Source organism: Pantoea agglomerans (assembly GCF_020149765.1).
Lineage (GTDB): Bacteria > Pseudomonadota > Gammaproteobacteria > Enterobacterales > Enterobacteriaceae > Pantoea > Pantoea alvi.
In genome coordinates, this window is record NZ_CP083809.1 from 769,934 (window position 1) to 792,697 (window position 22,764).

The 22,764-nt window shown below is 62.7% G+C and carries 12 protein-coding genes and 1 pseudogene; 12 read left to right on the top strand and 1 reads right to left on the bottom strand.

The window, feature by feature from the left end; genetic code table 11:
• Positions 1-87 precede the first annotated feature (87 nt).
• Entirely contained in the window at positions 88-1,344 is a 1,257-nt protein-coding gene (gene lysA, locus LB453_RS06185) for a diaminopimelate decarboxylase (RefSeq protein WP_103794787.1), read from the top strand.
• 8 nt (positions 1,345-1,352) lie between these two features.
• Positions 1,353-1,805, top strand: a complete 453-nt coding sequence (locus tag LB453_RS06190; RefSeq protein ID WP_103794788.1) for a GNAT family N-acetyltransferase — start codon at positions 1,353-1,355, stop codon at positions 1,803-1,805.
• Here the strand turns inward: LB453_RS06190 and galR are convergent.
• Positions 1,802-2,803 carry an HTH-type transcriptional regulator GalR gene (galR, locus tag LB453_RS06195; RefSeq protein WP_103794789.1) on the bottom strand — a complete coding sequence of 334 codons (1,002 nt, stop codon included), beginning with the start codon at positions 2,801-2,803 and terminating at the stop codon, positions 1,802-1,804. The genes LB453_RS06190 and galR overlap by 4 nt on opposite strands.
• A gap of 178 nt (positions 2,804-2,981) precedes the next feature.
• On the opposite strand from galR, the pseudogene LB453_RS06200 reads away from it, so the two are divergent.
• From LB453_RS06200 to LB453_RS06245, 10 genes and pseudogenes are all read left to right on the top strand, one after another.
• Positions 2,982-5,254: pseudogene (locus LB453_RS06200) on the top strand (molybdopterin guanine dinucleotide-containing S/N-oxide reductase).
• 273 nt (positions 5,255-5,527) lie between these two features.
• Complete coding sequence (locus LB453_RS06205) at positions 5,528-7,255, top strand: penicillin-binding transpeptidase domain-containing protein (protein ID WP_103794790.1); 1,728 nt, start codon at positions 5,528-5,530, stop codon at positions 7,253-7,255.
• 413 nt (positions 7,256-7,668) lie between these two features.
• Positions 7,669-7,857 (top strand): toxin-antitoxin system HicB family antitoxin, encoded by a 189-nt coding sequence (locus tag LB453_RS06210; RefSeq protein WP_103794791.1) that lies wholly within the window; start codon positions 7,669-7,671, stop codon positions 7,855-7,857.
• A 177-nt stretch (positions 7,858-8,034) separates the two neighbouring features.
• Positions 8,035-9,171, top strand: coding sequence for an efflux RND transporter periplasmic adaptor subunit (locus tag LB453_RS06215; protein ID WP_103794792.1), 1,137 nt, complete (start codon positions 8,035-8,037; stop codon positions 9,169-9,171).
• A gap of 9 nt (positions 9,172-9,180) precedes the next feature.
• Positions 9,181-12,318 (top strand): efflux RND transporter permease subunit, encoded by a 3,138-nt coding sequence (locus tag LB453_RS06220; protein WP_103794793.1) that lies wholly within the window; start codon positions 9,181-9,183, stop codon positions 12,316-12,318.
• Complete coding sequence (locus LB453_RS06225; RefSeq protein WP_103794794.1) at positions 12,308-13,705, top strand: efflux transporter outer membrane subunit; 1,398 nt, start codon at positions 12,308-12,310, stop codon at positions 13,703-13,705. Before LB453_RS06220 ends, LB453_RS06225 begins: the two co-directional genes overlap by 11 nt.
• Positions 13,706-13,850: 145 nt before the next feature.
• On the top strand, positions 13,851-15,080 hold the full coding sequence (locus LB453_RS06230) for an MdtA/MuxA family multidrug efflux RND transporter periplasmic adaptor subunit (RefSeq protein ID WP_103794795.1): 1,230 nt from the start codon (positions 13,851-13,853) through the stop codon (positions 15,078-15,080).
• Positions 15,077-18,268, top strand: a complete 3,192-nt coding sequence (locus LB453_RS06235) for an efflux RND transporter permease subunit (RefSeq protein ID WP_103794796.1) — start codon at positions 15,077-15,079, stop codon at positions 18,266-18,268. Before LB453_RS06230 ends, LB453_RS06235 begins: the two co-directional genes overlap by 4 nt.
• Positions 18,265-21,366, top strand: a complete 3,102-nt coding sequence (locus LB453_RS06240; protein ID WP_103794797.1) for an efflux RND transporter permease subunit — start codon at positions 18,265-18,267, stop codon at positions 21,364-21,366. The genes LB453_RS06235 and LB453_RS06240 overlap by 4 nt, the downstream gene beginning before the upstream one ends.
• 3 nt (positions 21,367-21,369) lie before the next feature.
• On the top strand, positions 21,370-22,758 hold the full coding sequence (locus tag LB453_RS06245) for an efflux transporter outer membrane subunit (protein WP_103794798.1): 1,389 nt from the start codon (positions 21,370-21,372) through the stop codon (positions 22,756-22,758).
• The last annotated feature ends 6 nt before the right edge of the window (positions 22,759-22,764 follow it).

Genomic DNA, 22,764 nt, shown 5'->3' on the forward strand with positions numbered 1-22,764 from the left:
TCCATTTTGCATAGAGGCTATTAAAACAGATATTTTTCAGCATGGCACGCGTCTGGCTTAATAGGGATAACTCACAGGAGAATCCTTATGCCACGCGCCTTAACCGACCACACCACCGCGCTTAACGCCGCGCAGCTGCTGCCGCTGGCGCAGCAGTACAACGGCCCGTTCTGGGCCTATGACGCCCAGATTATTGAGCAGCGCATCGAACAGCTGCGCGCCTTTGACGTGGTGCGCTTCGCGCAAAAAGCCTGCTCCAATATTCATATTCTGCGCCTGATGCGCGCGGCGGGCGTTAAAGTCGACTCTGTGTCCCTCGGCGAAATCGAGCGCGCACTGGCGGCGGGCTTTCAGCCAGGCGGCGACGATATCGTCTTCACCGCCGACGTTTTTGACCGGCCGACGCTGGCGCGCATTGCCGAACTCAAGGTGCCGGTCAACGCCGGCTCGGTGGATATGCTGCATCAGCTGGGCCAGGTGTCGCCAGGGCACGCGGTGTGGCTGCGTATCAACCCCGGCTTCGGCCACGGCCACAGCCAGAAAACCAATACCGGCGGTGAAAACAGCAAGCACGGTATCTGGCACAGCGAGCTGCCGCAGGCGCTGGCGGCGATCAACGCTTACGGGCTGCGCCTGATCGGACTGCATATGCATATCGGCTCCGGCGTCGATTACGGCCACCTGCAGCAGGTGTGCGACGCGATGGTGGAGCAGGTGATCGCGCTGGATCACGATCTGGAGGCGATTTCCGCCGGCGGCGGCCTCTCCATTCCTTACCGTTTCGGCGAAGAGGCGATCGACACCGCCCACTATTTTGGCCTGTGGGACGCGGCGCGCCAGCGTATCGCCGCTCACCTCGGCCACGCCGTTAAGCTGGAGATTGAGCCAGGCCGTTTTCTGGTTGCCGAGTCAGGCGTGCTGGTGTCGCAGGTGCGCGCGGTAAAAGAGATGGGCAGCCGCCACTTCGTGCTGGTGGATGCGGGCTTCAGCGATCTGATGCGTCCGTCGATGTACGGCAGCTATCACCATATCTCGCTGCTGGCGGGCGACGGTCGCGCTATCGACGAGCAAACACAACGCGAAAGCGTGGTTGCCGGGCCGCTGTGCGAGTCGGGCGACGTCTTTACCCAGCAGGAGGGCGGCAAGGTAGAGACGCGCACGCTGCCGGCGGCGCAGCCAGGGGACTATCTGGTGTTTCACGATACCGGCGCCTACGGCGCGTCAATGTCCTCTAACTACAACAGCCGCCCGCTGATCCCGGAAGTGCTGTTTGAGCAGGGCAAACCGCGCGAAATCCGCCGCGCGCAGACCATTCAGGAACTGCTGGCGCTAGAGCTGAACTGAGGCGCCGGGTGAAAATTCTCTCTTTGCGCGACGCGCCGCAGCTGGCTGGTCAGGTAACCGACTGGCTGTGGCGCGCCTTTGACGCGGATAACAGCCGCGATTTTATGGCCAGCGTGGTGGAGAGTTCGCTGGGCGAGGCGGAGTTTCCCGTCACCTTCGTTGCCGTCGACGACGCGGGCAGGGCGCTGGGTACGGTGGGCTTCTGGCGCTGCGATCTGATCGCCCGTCAGGATCTCTTTCCCTGGCTGGCTGCGCTCTACGTTGATGAGCGCGCGCGCGGCAGCGGCCTGAGCGTGGCGCTGCAGCAGCATGTGATCGACTATGCGCGCCAGCGCGGCCACCGCAGCCTGTGGCTCTGGTCAACTTTCGCGGGCTATTACGAACGCTGCGGCTGGACGCCGGCGGGCGAGGCGCTCGACTATCCCGCTAAAAAGGTCAGGCTCTACCGGCGCGAGCTTTAGCCCGGCCCGCTTACCGAATGGCGCCGCACCAGCGTCGGGCTGAACATATTGGTCACCTCCGGCAGCGGCTGCGCGTGGGCCAGCGCCAGCGCCAGCTCCGCCGCCTGCTGCGCCATGGTGACGATGGGATAGCGCACCGTGGTCAGGCGCGGACGCACGTAGCGCGACACCAGCACGTCGTCGAAGCCGATCAGCGACATCTCTTCCGGCACGCGCACGCCGTTGTCGCTCAGCACCGCCAGCGCGCCGGCGGCCATCGAATCGTTATAGCAGGCCACGGCGGTAAAGCTGCGGCCGCGTCCCAGCAGCTCGGTCATCGCCTGCTCGCCGCCCACTTCATCCGGTTCGCCAAAGGTCACCAGCCGATCGTTGCTGGGCAGGCCGTGCTCTTTCAGCGCGTCGTAGTAGCCCTGCAGACGATCTTCGGAGTCGGAAATCGGGTGGGTCGAGCAGATAAAGGCGATATTCTGATGGCCCTGCTGGATAAGGTGGCGCGTCGCCAGCCAGGCGCCGTAGCGGTCGTCAAGGGCGATACAGCGCTGTTCAAACCCCTTCAGCAGCCGGTTCAGCAGCACCATGCCGGGCATCTGCTTCATCAGCAGCTCCAGCTCGGCGTCGGGAATCTTCTTCGCATGCACCACCAGCGCGGCGCAGCGATGGCGCATCAGCTGTTCAATCGCCTGACGCTCTTTTTGCTCATTGTGGTAACCGTTACCAATCAGCAAAAAGTTGCCGGTCTGCCCGGCGATCTCATCAACCGCCTTAACCATTGCGCCGAAAAAAGGGTCAGATACGTCGCCGACCACCAGGCCCAGGGTTTCCGTTGACTGCTGCGCCAGCGCGCGCGCGTTGGCGTTGGGATGATACTGCAGCTCCTCCATCGCCTGGCTGACGGCCTGGCGCGAACTCTCGCTGGCCTTAGGCGAATTATTAATTACACGGGACACCGTCGCGACGGAAACACCCGCCAGTCTGGCAACATCCTTAATCGTAGCCATGCCTCGACCTGCTTTAGGGAAAACGTTTACACATGGCAGCAGTGTTACGGAAAAGGCGGTCTGTATCAAGCTGACAGAATGTCTGCGCCGTCGCAAAAAGGGGCAAAACTCCAGGCTTAACCCGGCGAGGGGTCGCATGCTATCCTGCATTTTTCCCTTACCTGCCGTAAATAAAACCATGAAAAAGCGAGTGCCACATCTGGCGCACTGGGGCGCATTCACCGCCGTTACTGAAAACGATCGCCTGACTGGCTGCGAGCCGTTCTTCGCCGACGCCGATCCGTCGCCGATGCTGAACACCATTCCCGAGCTGGTCTACTCCGACAAGCGTATTCGGCAGCCGATGGTGCGCCGCTCCTGGCTGAAGTCGCGCGAAAAAAGCGACCGTACGCTGCGCGGCCGCGAAGATTTTGTTGCCGTCGACTGGGAGACCGCGCTGGATCTGGTGGCGGAGGAAAACCGCCGCATCCGCGAACGCTACGGCGCCTCCGGCATTTTCAACGGTTCTTACGGCTGGTCGTCGGCGGGCCGCGTCAACCACGCGCGCACCCTGGTGCGTCGCTTCTATTTTCAGGGCGGCGGCGGCGTCGACCAGCAGGGCAACTACAGCTGGGGCGCGGCGCAGTTCTTCCTGCCCTATGTGATCGGCACCTATATGCCGCTGACCGGCCGCGTCACCGACTGGCCGCAGGTGGTAGAGCACGCGGAGATCTTCGTCGCCTTCGGCGGGCTGGCGCTGAAAAATGCCCAGGTGGCGTCAGGCGGCGCAGGCCAGCACAGCCTGAAGCCGGCGCTGGAGCAGCTGGCGGCCAAAGGCACGCCGGTGATCAATATCAGCCCGATGCGCGACGACTGCCCTGAGTTTGTTAACGCCGACTGGATCCCGATTCGTCCCAACACCGACGTGGCGCTGATGCTGGCGCTCGGCTACGAAATCGCCCAGCGCAACGCGGTGGACGAGGCGTTTCTCGCCAGCCACTGCACCGGCTGGCCGCAGCTGCGCGCCTATCTGCTGGGGGAAAGCGACGGCGTCGCCAAAACCGCCGGCTGGGCGAGCCGCATCACCGGCATTGCGCCGGAGCGCATTGTTCAGCTGGCAGAGCAGCTGATCGGCAAGCGCAGCTTTATTACCTGCTCCTATTCGGTACAGCGCGCCCATCGCGGCGAGCAGCCTTACTGGATGATGATTGCGCTCTCGTCGATGCTTGGCCAGCCGGGTCTGCCGGGAGCGGGCTTCTCGTTCGGCCACGGTTCAATGAACAGCGTCGGCAATCCGCGTCAGGACGGCCCGGCGCCGCTGATGGCCACCGGCCCCAATCCCTCTGGCCTGTCGATTCCGGTGGCGCGCATCAGCGATATGCTGCTTAATCCGGGCCAGCCTTACAGCTTCCAGGGCGAGACCCTGACCTATCCCGATATCCATCTGGTGCACTGGGCGGGCGGCAATCCCTTCCACCACCATCAGCAGCTTAACCGGCTGGTAGAGGGCTGGCAGAAACCGGACACCGTGGTGGTGCAGGATATTGTCTGGACACCGGCGGCGCAGATGGCGGATATCGTACTGCCCGCCACCACCACGCTGGAGCGCAACGATATCGGCGGCTCCTCGCGCGACCGCTTTGTGCTGGCGATGCATCAGGCGATCAGGCCGCAGCACCAGGCGCGTAACGACTTCGATATTTTCGCCGATCTCGCCGAGCGCCTCGGCTATCGCGAGCAGTTTACCGAGGGGCGCGACGAGCGGCAGTGGATCGAATACCTCTACCAGCAGTGTGCGACGGCCCATGCGCGCAAGGGGATAGATTTCCCGGCGTTCGCCGAGTTCTGGTCGCGCGGCTTCGTCGAGATCCCGGAGGGAGGCAAGCCCTACGTCTTTATGGAGGATTTCCGCGCCGATCCCGCGCGCAACCCGATCAAAACTGCCAGCGGCAAGATCGAGCTTTTCAGCCAGACCATTGCCGATTACCAGCTGGCGGATTTCGCCGGTCATCCCGAATGGCGCGAGCCTCAGGAGTGGCTGGGCGCCTCGCTGAGCGAGCAGTTCCCGCTGCATATGATCTCTGTGCAGCCGTCGGATCGGCTGCACAGCCAGCTTGACGCTACGCCGACGGTGCAGGGCAACAAAACCGCCGGCCATGAAACCCTCTATATGCATCCGCAGGATGCAGCGGCGCGCGCTATCGCCGACGGTGAGGTGATTGAGGTGCGTAACGCGCGCGGCGCGATGCTGGCGGGCGTGCGCCTTACCGACGGGCTGACGCCGGGCGTGGTGATCGTCGCCACCGGCGCCTGGTTCGACCCGGCTTCGGCGCAGAGTGGCAGCCGTTCGACCGCGCGGGCAACCCCAACGTGCTGACGCTGGATATCGGCACCTCGTCGCTGACGCAGGGGCCAAACGCCATGAGCTGCCTGGTCGAGATCAAAAAGCATGTGGATTGCAAAATCGCGTAACAAACACATGGCTGGTTACATTTTGCCGGACACTGTTGCGTTTAGGTGATGGCAGCCCGTCTCGCGGCCTTGTTACAGTCAGGGTCCCAGAGGTATTGATGGGTGAACATCAATAGATTTTCTTGATTACACCAACCTGCGCAGATGCGCAGGTTTTTTTTTGCCTGACGCGCCGATTACGAACTGATACACAGTTTTCCTGTTAACGGCGTAGCGCTTTCTTTATAACTGCTCGCGTGGATATTTTTTTACTTTTCTTTGCAGCGGATTGCCATGCCCCGGATAAAAAAACTACTGGGAAAAGACCAGATCAAAGCCCCGTTTAACCCGTTTCGTTTTCGCCTGATCTGCCTTGGCGTGCTGACCTGCATGGTGGTGCTGATGGCGCGCATCGCCGATCTGCAGTTTCTGAACCAGCCGATGCTGGAGCATGAGGCGGATCAGCGCTCGCTGCGCACCGTTACGCTGCCGACCAACCGCGGCACCCTGCTGGATCGCAACGGCGAAGCGCTGGCGCTCTCGGTGCCGTCGCGCGACGTTATCGCCGATCCGATGCGCGTGCTGGAGGCGAATCCCGACTTCCTTAGCGCCAAATGGGCCTATCTGGCCTCGGCGCTCAATATGCGTCCCGAGCAGATCGCCGCGCAGATCACCGCCAATCCGAAACGCCGCTTTCTCTATCTGGGCCGCAAGGTCGAGCTTGGCATCGCCAAAGATATTGCCGAGCTGCACCTGAAGGGCATAAGCGAAGTCTATGACGACAGCCGTTTCTATCCCATGAGCGAGGCGGCCGCGCCGCTGATCGGCATCGTCGGCGCGGACAATATCGGCCTGAACGGGCTGGAGAAGGGCTACGACAAGATTTTGCAGGGCGTGCCGGGCAAAGAGGTGTACCGCCAGGATGCCGCAGGCCACATTATTTCCATGCTGAGCTATACGCCGCCGACCCAGCCGCCGACGGTGCAGCTCAGCATCGACAAGTTCGATCAGTACACTCTTTACAGCAAGCTGCGCGACGGCGTGCTGCTCAACAAAGCGGACTCCGGCGCGGCGGTGCTGGTGAAGATCGACACCGGCGAAATTCTCGGTATGGCCTCATATCCGTCGTTTAACCCCAACAACTACGACGGCGCCACGCCGGCGCAGATGCGCAACGCGGCGATCAACGACAGCTACGAGCCGGGTTCAACGGTGAAACCGCTGGTGGTGATGGAGGGGCTGGAGCGCCATCTGGTGCGCCCCGATTCGGTGATCGACACCACCCCCTACCGGGTCAACGGCCACCTGATCCGCGACGTTGGCCACTGGCCGCGCCTGACCATGACCGGCATTCTGCAAAAATCGAGCGACATTGGCGTCTCCCATATTGCGCTGGCGATGCCTGCCGAGGCGCTGGTCAATACCTATCAGGCCTTTGGCCTCGGCAAACCCACCGGCCTGGGGCTGACCGGCGAGAGCGTTGGCTACTTTCCGGCGCACCGTCAGCGCTGGGCCGATATCGAGCGCGCGACCTTCTCCTTCGGCTATGGGCTGCGCGTGACGCCGCTGCAGATTGCGCGTGAATACGCCACGCTCGGCTCGTTCGGCGTTTACCGCCCGCTGTCGATTACCCGCGTGACGCCGCCGGTGCTCGGCAAGCAGGTGGCGAACCCGGAAACGGTAAAAGAGGTGGTGCATATGCTGGAGAGCGACGTGCTGCCGGGCGGCACCGGTATTAAAGCTGCGGTGCCGGGCTACCGGCTGGCGACCAAAACCGGTACGGCGGAGAAGATGGGCGACAGCGGCAAATATGACGGCGGCTATATCAACTATACCGCTGGCGTTGCGCCTGCCAGCCATCCAGAGGTGGCGCTGGTGGTGATGATCAACCATCCCACCGCCGGCGATCACTTCGGCGGCTCGGTTGCCGCGCCGATCTTCGGTAATATCATGGGGCCGGTGCTGAAGCATATGAATATCGCGCCGGACGCTATCTACAGCAAGCCTTCAGATAAATCTTAGAAAAATCAGCATGTAACCAGGTAGCGAACTTATTCATACCTGGTTTCATTTCCCCGAATTCCGTTGCGTTTTCGCGCTGTTTTGTCCCGCCGCAGAGTGCGAGGATAACAGTCCCAGAGGTATTGATAGGTGCGAAAACGCGCTGCACCATGCAGCGGCATCCGCAAGGATAATCCACCCTGTTTATTGCACCAACCCACGCGGATGCGTGGGTTTTTTTTTGCCTGCTGTAACCGCTTTGCCACCTTCTCACATCTCTTAACCTGCTCTTAACGCTTTGCCACGAACAAAAAAATCGCCGCTGTGGCAGGCTACTTGCAACGAAACGTTGTGCCGCATTCCATAACGGATCGCCAGCCTTTTGCGGCGTGGGTAGCGTCGCAAAAGGCGTTTTATCGCTGATGGAAGAACCTATGCCGAAAACTAAAGATCGAACGCCGCGCGGTGAGGGGAAATCCGCTGCGTTTCAACTGCGCATTCCGCTTCAGCTGCACCAGCAGCTGCGCGAACTCACCGAGGCGGAAAACGTCACGCTCGGCTGCTGGCTGAAAGAGCTGGCGCGGCGCGAGCTGCGTCGTCGCGGCATCATCCCTCAGGGATAAGCTGGCTCGATCCTGAACAAAACGTGCGGGATCGCCGCACGAAAGGTTTAGGGTTATCGTTTGGAAAATATATTTTACGCAACCTTGACAGCTTCCTGAACCGCCTCTCCCTACAATAGTTCTCCTTCTGAGAGTAATCACTCTCATTACTTTCACCTGCTTATGATGAGAAGAACTATGCGCCTGAAACTCCTTTCTGCCAGCGTAGTGTTTTTACTGGCGGCCTGCGATCAGGGAGGCGGCCAGCCTGCGGCCTCCAGCGTGCCGCAAGTGGGCGTCACCACGGTAAACAGCCAGCCCGTAACGCTGCTGACGCAGCTCCCCGGCCGCACTAACGCGGTGAAAACGGCTGAGGTGCGCCCGCAGGTCAGCGGCGTGGTGCAGAAGCTGCTGTTTACCGAAGGCGGCGAAGTGAAGGCGGGGCAGCCGCTCTACCAGATCGATCCGGCCACCTATAAAGCGGCCTATGACAAAGCGCTGGCGACCTGGCAGAACGACGCCATGGTCGTTAAGCGCTATCAGCCGCTGGCAGCGGCGCACGCCATCAGCCAGCAGACCTACGACGACGCCGTCGCCGCCGAGCGCACCGCCAAAGCTGACGTCGAGACCGCCAAAGTCAACCTCGACTACACGCTGGTGAAAGCGCCAATAGCCGGGCATATCAGCCGCTCGCTGGTCACCGCCGGCGCGCTGGTCACCAACGGCCAGACCGACTATCTCGCCACCATTCAGCAACTCGATCCGATCTACGTCGACGTCAGCGAATCGGTCGCCGATCTGCTGCGCCTGCGTCGCGCCATGGCGCAGGGCAAGCTGGCAAAGGTGGACGACAACACCGCCGCCGTGAAGCTGCAGCTGGAAGATGGCAGCGCCTATCCGCTGGAGGGCAAGCTCGCCTTCTCTGAGGTGAACGTCAGCGAAACCACCGGCACTGTAGTGCTGCGCGCCGTTTTCCCCAATCCGCATAACGAGCTGCTGCCCGGCATGTACGTGCATGCCATTCTGCCGCAGGGGGTGCAGCAGCAGGGCATTCTGCTGCCGCAGGAGGCGATCATGCATGACACCAAAGGGCAGCCCTACGTTTACGTCGTCAAAGGGGACAGCAGCGTCGAACAGCGCAGCATTACCACCGGCGAGATGGTGAAAGGAGACTGGCTGGTCAACAGCGGCCTGAAGAGCGGCGAGCAGGTGATCGTGAATGGTCTGCAAAACGTGCGCAGCGGCAGCAAGGTCAAGGCCGTGGCCGCCACCACTCAGGATACGCCTGACGCAGGCAGCGTCAGCCTGTCGATGACCGATCCGTCGGCCCAGTAAGGAGAGGTCATGTCTACATTCTTTATCAAGCGTCCGATTTTCGCCTGGGTTGTGGCGATCATCGTGATGCTGGTCGGCGCCATCGCCGCGCTGAACCTGCCGGTTAATCAGTATCCCGATATTTCGCCGCCGGCGGTGTCGATCTCGGTAACCTATCCAGGCGCCAGCGCGGAAACCACACAGAACACCGTGGTGCAGGTGATCGAACAGCAGCTTAACGGGCTGGACGGCCTGCGCTATCTCGAGTCGAGCAGCGCCAGCGACGGCAGCGCGCAGATCATCGCCACCTTTAACCAGGGCATCAACCCCGATATCGCTCAGGTGCAGGTGCAGGACCGCGTCTCGCTGGCCGAGTCTCAGCTTCCTTCCGACGTCACCCAGCAGGGCATCCGCATCCGCAAGTACCAGAAGAACTTTATGATGGTGATCGGCCTGATCTCGAAAGACGGCAAGCTGAGCAACAGCGATCTGGCGGATATGCTGGTGTCGAAGCTGGAGGATCCCATCTCGCGCACCAAAGGCGTAGGCGACTTTATGGTGCTGGGCTCGGAGTATGCGATGCGCATCTGGCTCGATCCGGCGAAACTCTACAAATATAACCTGATGCCGAGCGACGTCAGCACCGCCATCAGCAACCAGAACGTGCAGGTGTCGTCCGGCTCGCTCGGCGGCCTGCCGACCATTCCCGACGCCAAAACCAGCGCCACTATTCTCGGTAAGTCGCGCTTCACCACGGTGAAGCAGTTTGAAAACGTGCTGCTCAAGGTCAACAGCGACGGCGCGCAGATCCGCCTGAAGGATGTCGCCAGCGTGGCGCTGGGGCCGCAGAGCTACACCATCGACTCGATCATGAACGGCAAGCCCTCCGCCGGCATTGCGCTGCGCCTGGCGACCGGCGCCAACGAGCTAGATACCGCCAACGCGGTGCGCGCCACTATCGCCTCGCTGAAGGATGCGCTGCCGGACAACGTCGAGGTCACCTACCCCTACGACACCTCGCCGGTGGTGAGCGCCTCGATCGAAGAAGTGGTGAAAACCCTGATCGAAGCGATCGTGCTGGTTTTCTTCGTGATGCTGATCTTCCTGCAGAATCTGCGTGCCACGCTGATCACCACCATGGTGGTTCCGGTGGTGCTGCTCGGCACCTTCGGCATTCTTGCCGCCTTCGGCTACAGCGTAAACACCCTGACGATGTTCGGCATGGTGCTGGCGATAGGGCTGCTGGTGGATGACGCCATCGTGGTGGTAGAGAACGTCGAACGCGTGATGCATGAAGAGCGGCTCGATCCAGAAGCCGCCACCATTAAGTCGATGCAGCAGATCCAGGGCGCGCTGTTCGGCATCGCGCTGGTGCTCTCGGCGGTGCTGCTGCCGATGGCCTTTTTCTCCGGCTCGACCGGCGTGATTTATCGCCAGTTCTCTATCACCATCGTGTCGGCGATGGCGCTCTCGGTGCTGATGGCGCTGATTTTCACCCCGGCGCTCTGCGCCACGCTGCTGAAGCGCGCCTCGGCGGAGCATAAAACCACCGGCCTGGCAGGCTGGTTCAACCGCCATTTCGACAGTGGCACGCTGCACTACCAGCGCGGCGTCAGCAAAGTGATTTCGCGGCGCGGCCTGTTTATCGTGATCTATCTGGCGATCGTCGGCGTCACCGGCTTCCTCTTCACCCGCGTGCCGACCACCTTTCTGCCCGATGAAGATCAGGGGCTGATGATGGTGCAGGTGACGCTGCCGGTGAACGCCTCGTCGCAGCGCACGCAGCAGGTGCTGAACGACCTCAACGCCTACCTGCAAAAGAACGAAGCCTCGGTGGTCGCCACCATGTTCGGCGTCAACGGCTTTAACTTTGCCGGACGCGGGCAGAACAGCGGCATGGCCTTTGTGCGCACCAAAGACTGGAGCGAGCGGACGCAGAGCGGCCAGAGCGTCAAGGCGCTGGCGGCGCGCATCAGCGCCCATTTCGCCAGCTACCCGAACGCCAGGATCTTTGCCATGGTGCCGCCTGCGGTGATGGAGCTGGGCAACGCCACCGGCTTCGACTTCTATCTGCAGGATACCGCCGGGCACAGCCATCAGCAGATGATGGACGCGACTCATCAGTTCGTGCAGCTGGCGAACCAGGATCCGCGTCTGGCGCAGGTGCGCATGAACGGCATGGAAGATGAGCCGATGTTCCAGCTGGAGATCAACGACGAACGCGCCAGCGCGCTCGGCCTCAGCATGACTGACATCAATAACACGCTATCGGTGGCCTGGGGATCCAGCTATATCGACCAGTTTATGTACAACGGCCGCGTCAAGCAGGTCTACCTGATGGGCAAGGCGGCGTCGCGCGTCACGCCGGAAGATCTCAACAAGTGGTATTTCCGCAACAGCAGCGGAACCATGGTGCCGTTCTCCGCCTTCGCCAGCGGCAAATGGGTCAGCGGCTCGCCACACTTTGAACGCTTCAACGGCATGACCGCAGAGGAGATACAGGGCTCGCCGGCGGCGGGCTACAGCAGCGGTGAGGCGATGAAGGCGGTTGAAGCGATCGCGGCGAAGCTGCCGAAGGGCTTCCGCGTGCAGTGGTACGGCATCTCCTATGAGGAGCAGGCGTCTGGCTCGCAGACCACGCAGCTCTATGCCATCTCGATCCTCGTGGTGTTTCTCTGCCTGGCGGCGCTCTATGAGAGCTGGTCGATCCCGCTGTCGGTGATCCTGGTAGTGCCGCTCGGCATTCTCGGCACCATCAGCGCGGTGCTGCTGCGCGGCCTGCAGAACGACGTCTTCTTTCAGGTCGGGCTGCTGACCACCGTCGGACTGGCGGCGAAAAACGCCATCCTGATCGTCGAGTTCGCCAAAGAGCTACACGAGCGCGAAGGCAGAACCCTGGTCGAGGCGGCGGTCGAGGCGGCGCGGCTGCGTATCCGACCCATCATCATGACCTCGATGGCCTTTATTCTCGGCGTGCTGCCGCTGACGATATCCAACGGCGCGGGCGCGGGCAGTCAGCACTCTATCGGCACGGCGGTGGCGGGCGGGATGATTACCGCCACCTTCCTCGCCATCTTTTTTGTTCCCATGTTCTATGTGGTGGTGGCGCAACTCTTCTCACGTAAGAAGAGCAACGCGGCCGCTGAGGAAATAAATCATGATCGTTAATATTCGCTGGACGCTGCCGCCGCTGGCTCTGCTGCTTACGGCCTGTAGCTTACAGCCTGAATACCATCGTCCGGCGATGCCGGTAGAGACGAGCTACGACCAGCCGACGCCGGTCGGCAACGTGGCGGATCTGCCGTGGCAGAGCTTCTTTACCGACGCCGGCATGCGCCAGCTGATCGCGCTGTCGCTGCAAAACAACCGCGATCTGCGCGTCGCGGCGCTCAACGTCGAGCAGGCGCGCGCCACGGTGCAGGTCAACCGCGCCGCGCTGCTGCCGTCGATCAGCGCCACCGCCAGCCAGACCTCGGCGCACGAGCCGGCCAATCTCTACAACACCAAAACCACCGGCGCGGTGACCTATCACGAGCTAAACGCCGGGCTGGGCGTCACCTCGTGGGAGCTCGACTTCTTCGGCCGTCTGCGCAGCCTGAGCAACGAGGCGCAGGAGCAGTATCTCTCCACCGAGGCGACCGAGCGCGCCACGCGTATTTCGCTGATCGCCCAGGTGGCGTCGGCCTGGCTGACGCTCTGTTCCGATAACGATCTGCTGCATCTGGCGCAGCAGACCGCGCAAAGCCAGCAGAAATCGTACCAGCTGACGCAGCTCAGCTATCGCGGCGGGGTGAGTAGCGATCTGGACGTGGCGCAGGCGGAGAGCACGGTGCGCAGCGCCGAGGCGGACGTGGCGAGCTACACGCGGCAGGTGCGCCAGGATGTGGACGCGCTGCGCTTGCTGGCGGGCGCCGATCTACCGGTCGATCTGCTGAAAAACGCCACGCTGAACAGCCGCTGGGACTTCCCGGCGACGCCGGCTGGGCTGCCGTCCGATCTGCTGACGCGCCGCCCGGACATTATCGCCGCCGAGCATACGCTGAAGGCGGCCAACGCCAATATCGGCGCAGCGCGCGCCGCCTTTTTCCCCAGCATCTCGCTGACCACGTCGGGCGGCTCGACCAGCAGTTCGCTGGGGCATCTGCTGGAGGGCGGCACCGCTTCCTGGTCTTTTGTGCCCTCCATCAACCTGCCGATCTTCGACGGCGGCGTTAACCAGGCCAACCTGGATATCGCCCATATCGAGAAGCGCATCGAGGTTGCTAACTATGAGAAGGCGATCCAGACCGCATTTAAAGAGGTGAACGACGCGCTGGCCGGACAGGACACCTGGCAGGATCAACTGGCGGCCCTGGAAAAAGAGGTAGCGGCGAACCAGCGCGATTACGACTATTCTGAATTGCGCTACAAGCAAGGCGTTGACAACTATCTGAATGTGTTGGTGGCGCAGCGTTCGCTCTATAGTGCGCGCCAGGCGTGGATCGCCGCGCGTCTGGGCCAGCTAAACCAGAAAATTACGCTGTATGAAGCGCTGGGCGGCGGCTGGAAAGCCTGATTTTTCTTAACGAAACCCTTACGGTTTGCCGATGGAAAAATAGCCGCGCTTTCGCGGATAATACGCGAAGTGATAATTCAAAGACTCAATAATCCCCTGAAAAAAAGGGGATTTTTTCCTTTTTACTCCAGGCAAGATGTTAACCATGACTAATGCGTCCCGCTCTTCCCGTTCCCGCTGGCTTAAATGGCTGCTGCTGTTAATCCTGATGGTGATTATTGCCGGCGTCGTCTGGCGCGTGCTGCCGTTCGGCAAAGGGCAGGGGGCGATGCCGCCCGGCGGACGCCACGCGGGACGCGGCGGGCCGCCGGACATGGCGATGATGGGCGGCGGCGCCACCCTGGTGCACAGCGGCGTGGCGACCACCGCCGACGTGCCGGTCTACCTGAACGCGCTCGGCACGGTGATTCCCAACGCCAGCGTCACCGTCACCAGCCGCGTCGACGGCCAGCTGGAGAAGGTCTATTTCACCGAAGGGCAGAAAGTGGAGGCGGGGCAGCTGCTGGCGCAGATTGACCCGCGCAGCTTCCAGGCGACGCTGAATCAGTATCAGGCTGAGCTGAGCGAAAATCAGGCGCTGCTGAAAAGCGCCGAGCTGACGCTGGCGCGCTACCGCAAGCTCTACGCGCAGGACTCGCTGGCGCGTCAGGACCTCGACACCCAGACTGCCACCGTCGGCCAGTATCGCGGCGCGGTGGCCGCTGACCAGGCGCAGATCGCCAGCGCGAAGCTGAGCATCGAGTATGCGCGCATCACCGCGCCGGTCAGCGGCCGCGTCGGGCTGCGGCTGGTGGACCCGGGCAATATGGTGCAGAGCTCCAGCACCACCGGCCTGGTGACCATTACCCAGATGCAGCCCGCCGCTGCAACCTTTAGCGTGCCGCAGAGCCATATCCCCGAGCTGATCAAGGCGCTGCACAGCGGCCAGGCGCTGCCGGTCACCGCGTTCGACCAGGACAACAGCCGCGCGCTGGCGCAGGGCGAAGTGAAGTTCATCAGCAACCAGATCGACACCAGCACCGGCACCGTGGCGCTGAAGGCGACCTTCGCCAACGAGGATGAGGCGCTCTACGCCAACCAGTTCGTTAATCTGCGTTTGCAGACCCGCACCCTGAAAGGGGCGACGGTGATCCCGTCGCAGGCGCTGCAGCTGAGCAGCGACGGCAGCTTTGTCTTCCTTATCAATAAAGACAACAGCGTGACGCGCAAAGCGGTCTCCGCCGGCCCGGCGTTCGGTGACGACAAGCAGGCGATCCTCAAGGGCGTTGAACCCGGCGATCGCCTGGTGACCGAAGGCATCGATCGCCTGACCAACGGCAGCAAAGTCGCGCTGGCGGATGAGACGCAACCGACCGCAACCGCCGAGGCAAAATGAACCCGTCACGCCTGTTTATCCTGCGCCCGGTCGCCACCATCCTGCTGATGGTGGGCGTGCTGGTCGCCGGCATTTTCGCCTATAAATTTCTCTCTACCTCGGCGCTGCCGCAGGTGGACTACCCGACGATTCAGGTTACCACGCTCTATCCCGGCGCCAGCCCCGACGTGATGGCTTCGTCGGTCACCTCGCCGCTGGAGCGTCAGCTGGGGCAGATGGCGGGGCTGAGCCAGATGAGCTCCACCAGCTCCAGCGGCTCCTCCATCATTACCCTGAAGTTCGGCCTCGATCTCTCGCTCGACGTGGCGGAGCAGGAAGTGCAGGCGGCGATTAACGCTGCGAATAATCTACTGCCGAGCGATCTGCCCAATCCGCCGACCTATAAAAAGGTCAACCCGGCGGACAGCGCGGTGATCACCCTGGCGGCCAGTTCAGATAACCTGCCGCTGACCCAGGTGCAGGATCTGGTCAATACCCGCGTGGCGCTGAAGCTGTCGCAGATCTCCGGCGTCGGCATGGTGACGCTGGCGGGCGGCCATCAGCCAGCGATCCGCGTGCAGATGAACCCGACGGCGCTCGCCGCCCATCATCTGACGCTGGAAGACGTTAATACGCTGATTAGCAACAGCAACGTCAACGGCTCGAAGGGCGGCTTTGACGGCAAATATCACTCGGTGACCATCGACGCCAACGACCAGCTGCGCACCGCCGACGAGTACGGCAACCTGATCCTCACTTACCAGAACGGCGCGGCGCTGCGCCTGAAGGATATCGCCCATATCGAGCAGGGGCCGGAGAACAGCTTCCAGTCCGCCTGGGCCAACAACAGCCCGGCAATTGTTATCAGCGTACAGCGCCAGCCGGGCGCCAACGTGATCCAGGTAGTGGACAACATCAAGGCGGCGCTGCCGACCCTGCAGGCCGCGCTGCCGGACGGCGTGAAGATGACCATTCTCTCTGACCGCACCCAGACCATCCGCGCCTCCATCAGCGACGTGCAGTTCGAGCTGATGCTCTCCATCGCGCTGGTGGTGATGGTGACCTTCCTGTTTCTGCGCAACGTGGCGGCGACGCTGATCCCCAGCGTGGCGGTGCCGCTGTCGCTGGTGGGCACGTTCGGCGTAATGTATCTGGCGGGCTTCAGCCTCAATAACCTGTCGCTGATGGCGCTGACCATCGCCACCGGCTTTGTTATCGATGACGCTATCGTGGTGGTAGAAAATATTTCGCGGCGGCTGGAGGAGGGCGAAACCCCGATGCAGGCGGCGCTGAAAGGGTCGCAGCAGATCGGCTTCACTATTATCTCGCTGACCTTCTCGCTGATTGCGGTGCTGATCCCGCTGCTGTTTATGGGCGACGTGGTGGGGCGGCTGTTCCGCGAGTTTGCCATCACGCTGGCGGTGTCGATTCTGGTCTCAATGCTGGTGTCGCTGACCCTGACGCCGATGCTGTGCGCCTACCTGCTGCGCCATATCCCGCCGGAGCGGCAGTCGCGCTTTGCGCGCAAGGGCGGCGAGCTGTTCGACAAGCTGATCCGCGGCTACGATCGGCTGCTGACGGTGGTGCTCAACCACCAGAAGCTGACGCTGCTGGTGGCGCTGGCGACCTTTGCGCTGACCGCGCTGCTCTATATGGCGGTGCCGAAAGGCTTCTTCCCGACCCAGGACACCGGGCTGATCCAGGGCATTACGCTGGCGTCGCAGGATGTCTCCTTTAGCGAGATGGCGAAGCGTCAGCAGGCGCTGGCGAAGGTGGTGCTGGCGAATCCGGCGGTAGAGAGCGTCTCTTCCACTATCGGCATTGACGGCAACAATACCAGCCTCAACAGCGGGCGGCTGCAAATCAACCTGAAGTCGTTTGACCAGCGCGACGACAAGGCCGACGCGGTGATCAAACAGCTGCAGCAGGCGGCGAAGCAGGTGGTGGGCATCCAGCTCTTTATGCAGCCGGCGCAGGATCTGACGGTTAACGACCAGGTGACGCCGAGCCAGTATCAGTTCACCCTCGACGACGCCGACAGCGAAAACCTGGTGACCTGGTCGCCGCAGCTGGTGGCGGCGCTGCAGAAGCGGCCGGAATTTAACGGTGTGGTAAGCAATTTGCAGGATCAGGGGCGCGTGGCCTATGTCGAACTGAACCGCGATAAAGCGGCGCGCTACGGCATTACCGCGTCGGACGTCGATACTGCGCTTTATAACGCCTTTGGCCAGCGTCTGGTGTCGACTATCTTTACCCAGTCGAACCAGTATCGCGTGGTGCTGGAGGTGGCGCCCGCTTATCAGCAGTCGCCCGCCTCTTTTGAGGATGTCTATCTGCAGCCCGCCACCAGCGACAGTTCGACGACAGGCTCAACCTCCTCTTCGACCTCGACCTCGACCTCGACGTCAACCTCCGCCAGCGACAGCACCAGCAGCGGTATGGTAAAGCTGACCGCTGTCGCCACTATCCACCAGCGCGCCGGTTCGCTGATGCATATGCGCCTGAATCAGTTCCCGGCGGTGATGATCTCCTTTAACCTCAACAGCGGCTACTCGCTGGAGGATGGGCAGAAGGCGATCGCCCAGGTGCGGCAGCAGCTGCAGATGCCGTCGAGCATTACGCTGCGCTACCAGGGCGAAACCTCCGCCTTCCAGAGCGCCACCGGCAACACCCTGTGGCTGATCCTCGCGGCGCTGCTCACCATGTACGTGGTGCTGGGCATTCTCTACGAGAGCTTTATTCACCCGGTGACCATCCTCTCCACGCTGCCGTCGGCGGCGGTCGGCGCGCTGCTGACGCTGCTGCTGGCGGGCAGCGAATTTAGCCTGATTGCGCTAATTGGCGTGATCCTGCTCATCGGTATCGTGAAGAAGAACGCCATTATGATGATCGACTTTGCGCTGGAGGCGGAGAACAAGCAGCACCTCAGCCCGCGCGAGGCGATCCATCAAGCCTGCCTGCTGCGCTTTCGTCCGATTCTGATGACCACCATGGCAGCGCTGCTCGGCGCGCTGCCGCTGATGCTGGCGTCGGGATCGGGCGCGGAGCTGCGCCAGCCGCTGGGGCTGGTGATCGTCGGCGGCTTGATCGTCAGCCAGGTGCTGACGCTCTTCTCCACGCCGGTGATCTATCTCTGGTTTGACGCGCTTGCGCAGCGCGGCAACGCCTGGGTGAAACGCCGCCAGCAGCAGTCGCGAGGCGCGTCATGAACCTGACGCGGCTGTTTATTTTCCGTCCGGTCGCCACGCTGCTGCTGACGCTGGCGATTCTGCTGCTCGGCGCCCTCGGCTATCGGCTGCTGCCGGTCGCGCCGCTGCCGCAGGTCGATTTCCCTACTATTATGGTGAGCGCCAGCCTGGCGGGTGCCAGCCCGGAAACCATGGCGGCGACGGTGGCGACGCCGCTGGAGCGCGCGCTGGGGCAGATCGCCGGCATCACCGAAATGACCTCCAGCAGCTCGCAGGGATCCGCCAATATTATTTTGCAGTTTGAGCTGAACCGCGATATCAACGGCGCGGCGCGCGACGTGCAGGCGGCGATCAACGCCTCGCGCAGCCTGCTGCCGAGCAGCATGGAGTCGCTGCCGACCTACCACAAAGCTAACCCTTCCGATGCGCCCATCGTGATGCTGGCGCTCACCTCTGAAACCCGCTCGGCGGGCGAGCTTTACGATCTGGCGGAAAGCAAGATTGAGCAGGCGATGGGGCAGGTAAAGGGCGTGGGCGAGGTGTCGCTGATGGGCAGCGCGCTGCCGGCGGTGCGGATCGATCTGCAGCCACAGAAGCTGACCCACTACGGTATTTCGCTGGATCGGGTGCGCAGCGCCATCGCCAGCAGCACCACCAACCTGCCGAAGGGGATGCTGCAGGGCAGCAGCCAGTCGTGGGTGGTGGACAGCAACGGCCAGCTCGACAAGGCGGCGCAGTATCGCGATCTCATCGTCAGCTATCAGGATGGCAAGGCGGTGCGGCTGCATGACGTCGCTACCGTCTACGACTCGGTGGAGGATCAGTATCAGGCCGGTTTCCTTAACGCCGCGCCGTCGGTGATGATCGGCATTAAGCGCCAGGCGGGCGCCAATATGCTCGACACCATCGACGCCATTAAGGCGCAGCTGCCGGCGCTGGAGAGAGATCTGCCCGCCGATACCCAGCTTAAAGTGGTGATCGACCGCTCGCCTGGGGTGCGCGCCTCGCTCTACGACACTGAAGAGACGTTGCTGATCGCCGTGCTGCTGGTGATCGCCGTGGTGTTTGTCTTCCTGCGCAACCTGCAGGCGGTGGTGATCCCGGCGCTGGCGCTGCCGGTGTCGCTGATCGGCACCTGCGCGGTGATGTATCTGCTGGGCTACAGCCTCGACAACCTGTCGCTAATGGCGCTGATTATCTCCACCGGCTTTGTGGTGGATGACGCCATCGTAGTGCTGGAGAATATCACGCGCCATATTGAAGAGGGCTCAGGGCCGGTGCGCGCGGCGGTGCGCGGTGCGCGCGAGGTGAGCTTTACCGTGCTGTCGATGACGGTATCGCTGATCGCGGTGTTTATTCCCATCCTGCTGATGGGCAGCATCGTTGGCCGTCTGTTCCGCGAGTTCGCCATTACGCTCACCGTGTCGCTGCTGATCTCGATGTTTGTTTCCCTCAGCCTGACGCCGATGCTCTGCTCGCGGCTGCTGAAGCGCAAGCCGCGCGTCAGCAAACGGCCGCATCCGCTCTATCAGTTTATCGAGAACCGGCTCAATGCGCTGCTGGCGGCCTATGCGCGCGGGCTCGACTGGGTGATGCGCCACCAGAAGCTGACGATGCTCAGCCTGCTGCTCACCGTGCTGCTCAATCTGTTTCTCTATACCGTGGTGCAGAAGGGCTTCTTTCCCAATCAGGATACCGGCGTGCTGATGGGCGCGCTGCGCGCCGACCAGAACATCTCCTTTCAGGCGATGAAGCCGAAGATGCTGATGTTTACCAAAATTATTCAGGCCGATCCGGCGGTAGAGAGCGTGATGTCCTCAATGGGCAGCGGCATGTTCGGCTCGCGCAACAGCGCTAACTTCTTTGTGCGGCTGAAGGATCTCGACCAGCGCGACGCCACCGCCACCGAAGTGGCCAACCGGCTGAGCATGAAAACCAGCCATATCGCAGGGGCGCAGATGTTCCTGATGGCGGCGCAGGATCTGCATATCGGCGGCCGCAGCGCGAACGCCAGCTATCAGTACAGCCTGCAGGCGGACGATCTCGATCTGCTGCGCACCTGGACGCCGAAAGTGCAGGCGGCGCTGGCGGCGATCCCGCAGCTCAACAGCGTCGATTCCGACTCGCAAACCGGCGGTCAGGAGGTGGTGATCGCTATCGATCGCGACCGCGCCACGCGCCTCGGCGTCAACGTGCAGATGCTCGACACCCTGCTGAACAACGCCTTCAGCCAGCGCCAGGTCGCTACGCTCTATCACACGCTGAATCAGTATCACGTGGTGATGTCGCTTAACGACAGCTACACGCGCGATCCGGCGATTTTGCAGCAGCTCTACGTGATTAACGACAGCGGCGACCGGGTGCCGCTCTCCGCCTTCGCGACCCTGACCAGCGGCAACGCGCCGCTGTCGGTGGCGCATCAGGGGCAGTCGGCCACCAGCACCCTCGCTTTTAATCTTAACGACGGCGTCTCGCTGGAGCAGGCGCAGGCGCTGATTAAGCAGGCGATGGCGAAGCTCGGTTTGCCTTCCAGCATCCAGGCCGGTTTCGCCGGCACCGCCGCCGCCTTTGGCCAGCTGACGGCCACCATGCCCTGGCTGATTCTGGCGGCGCTGGCGGCGGTCTATATCGTGCTGGGCGTGCTCTACGAGAGCTATGTGCATCCGCTGACCATTCTCTCAACGCTGCCGTCGGCGGGCGTCGGCGCGCTGCTGCTGCTGCTGCTCACCGACACGCAGCTCACGCTGATTGCGCTAATCGGCATCATCCTGCTGATCGGCATCGTCAAAAAGAACGCCATTATGATGATCGACTTCGCGCTCGACGCCGAGCGCCGTCTCGGCCTGTCGCCGCAGCAGGCGATCGTGCAGGCGTGCCTGATGCGCTTTCGCCCCATTATGATGACCACGCTGGCGGCCTTTTTCGGCGCGCTGCCGCTGGCGCTCGGCAGCGGCGGCGACGCCGATCTGCGCAGCCCGCTCGGTATGGCAATCGCGGGCGGGCTGGCGCTGAGCCAGCTGCTGACCCTGTTTACCACGCCGGTCGTCTACCTCTGGCTCGACCGCCTGAGTCGCGCCACCCAACGTCAGTGGCGCCGCTTGCGCCATGCGGAATCCTGATCAATGAAAAAGTTTTCTCTCGCTTTACTGCTGCTGCTCGGCGGCTGCGCCGTCGGCCCCGACTATCAGCGCCCCAGCGCCAGCGTGCCGCTGCACTATAAAGAGGCCAAAGGCTGGCAGCGCGCCGCGCCGCAGGATGACCAGAACAAAGGTGAATGGTGGCGGGTCTATCACGACGACACCCTGAGCGGCCTGCTGCAGCAGGTGAGCATCTCTAACCAGAATGTCGCCAGCTACGCCGCCCAGTACCGCGAAGCGCAGGCGCTGGCCGCCCAGTCGCGCGCCGCGCTCTTCCCGACCATCGGCTATGACGCCAGCGGGACGCGCAGCGGCACCCGTTCAACCAACAGCGGCGCGCGCAGCGTCACCAACAGCAACTCGGCGCAGCTGAGCGCCAGCTGGGAGGTGGATCTGTGGGGCAAACTGCGGCGCACCCGGGAAGAGAACGCCGCCAGCGCCCAGGCGAGCGCCGCCGAGCTGGCGAACGTGACGCTCAGCGCCCAGTCGGAGCTGGCGCAGGACTATTTTCAGCTGCGTATTATGGATGAGAAGATCGCCCGCTATCAGCAGAGCGTGGCGGCCTACGAGCGCTACCTGAAGATCATCGGCAATAAATATCAGGCGGGTAGCGAATCGCGCGCCACCCTGGCCCAGGCGCAGATGCAGCTGGAGAGCGCCCGCGCCTCGGCGCTCGACCAGCAGTGGCAGCGTGCCCAGCTGGAGCACGCCATCGCGCTGCTGATCGGCAAAGCGCCCGCCGACTTCAGCCTGCCGGCGGCGAAGCTGACCGCAACGCTGCCGCCGCTGCCGCAGGCGCTGCCGTCGCAGCTGCTGCAGCGCCGACCCGATATCGCTTATGCCGAGCGCAACGTCGCCGCCGCCAACGCCGTGGTCGGCGTGGCGATAGCTGGCTACTATCCCGATTTGACGCTGAGCGCCAGCGGCGGCACCAGCGCCTCGGCGCTGCGTAATCTCTTCTCGCTGCCTTACCGCGTCTGGTCGCTCGGCCCCGATCTGAGCGGCACGCTGCTCGACTTCGGCGCCACCTCGGCGAAGGTGGATCAGGCGCGCGCCGCCTACGACGCCAGCGTCGCCAGCTATCGGCTGGCGGTGCTGACGGCGATGCAGGAAGTCGAGGACGATCTGGTGGAGCTGAACACCCTCACCGAGGAGCTGGGGGCCCAGCAGCGCGCCACCGACGCCGCGCGCGAGTCGGCGCGCGTAACGCGCAACCAGTATGAAGCGGGCATGATCGACTATCTCGACGTCGCCACCACTGAAACCAGCAGCCTGAGCGCGCAGCAGAGCCTGCTGTCGCTGCAAAGCACGCAGTGGGTCACCAGCGTAGCGCTGATCGCCGCGCTCGGCGGCGGCTGGCAGCCGACGCCCTAAATCGCG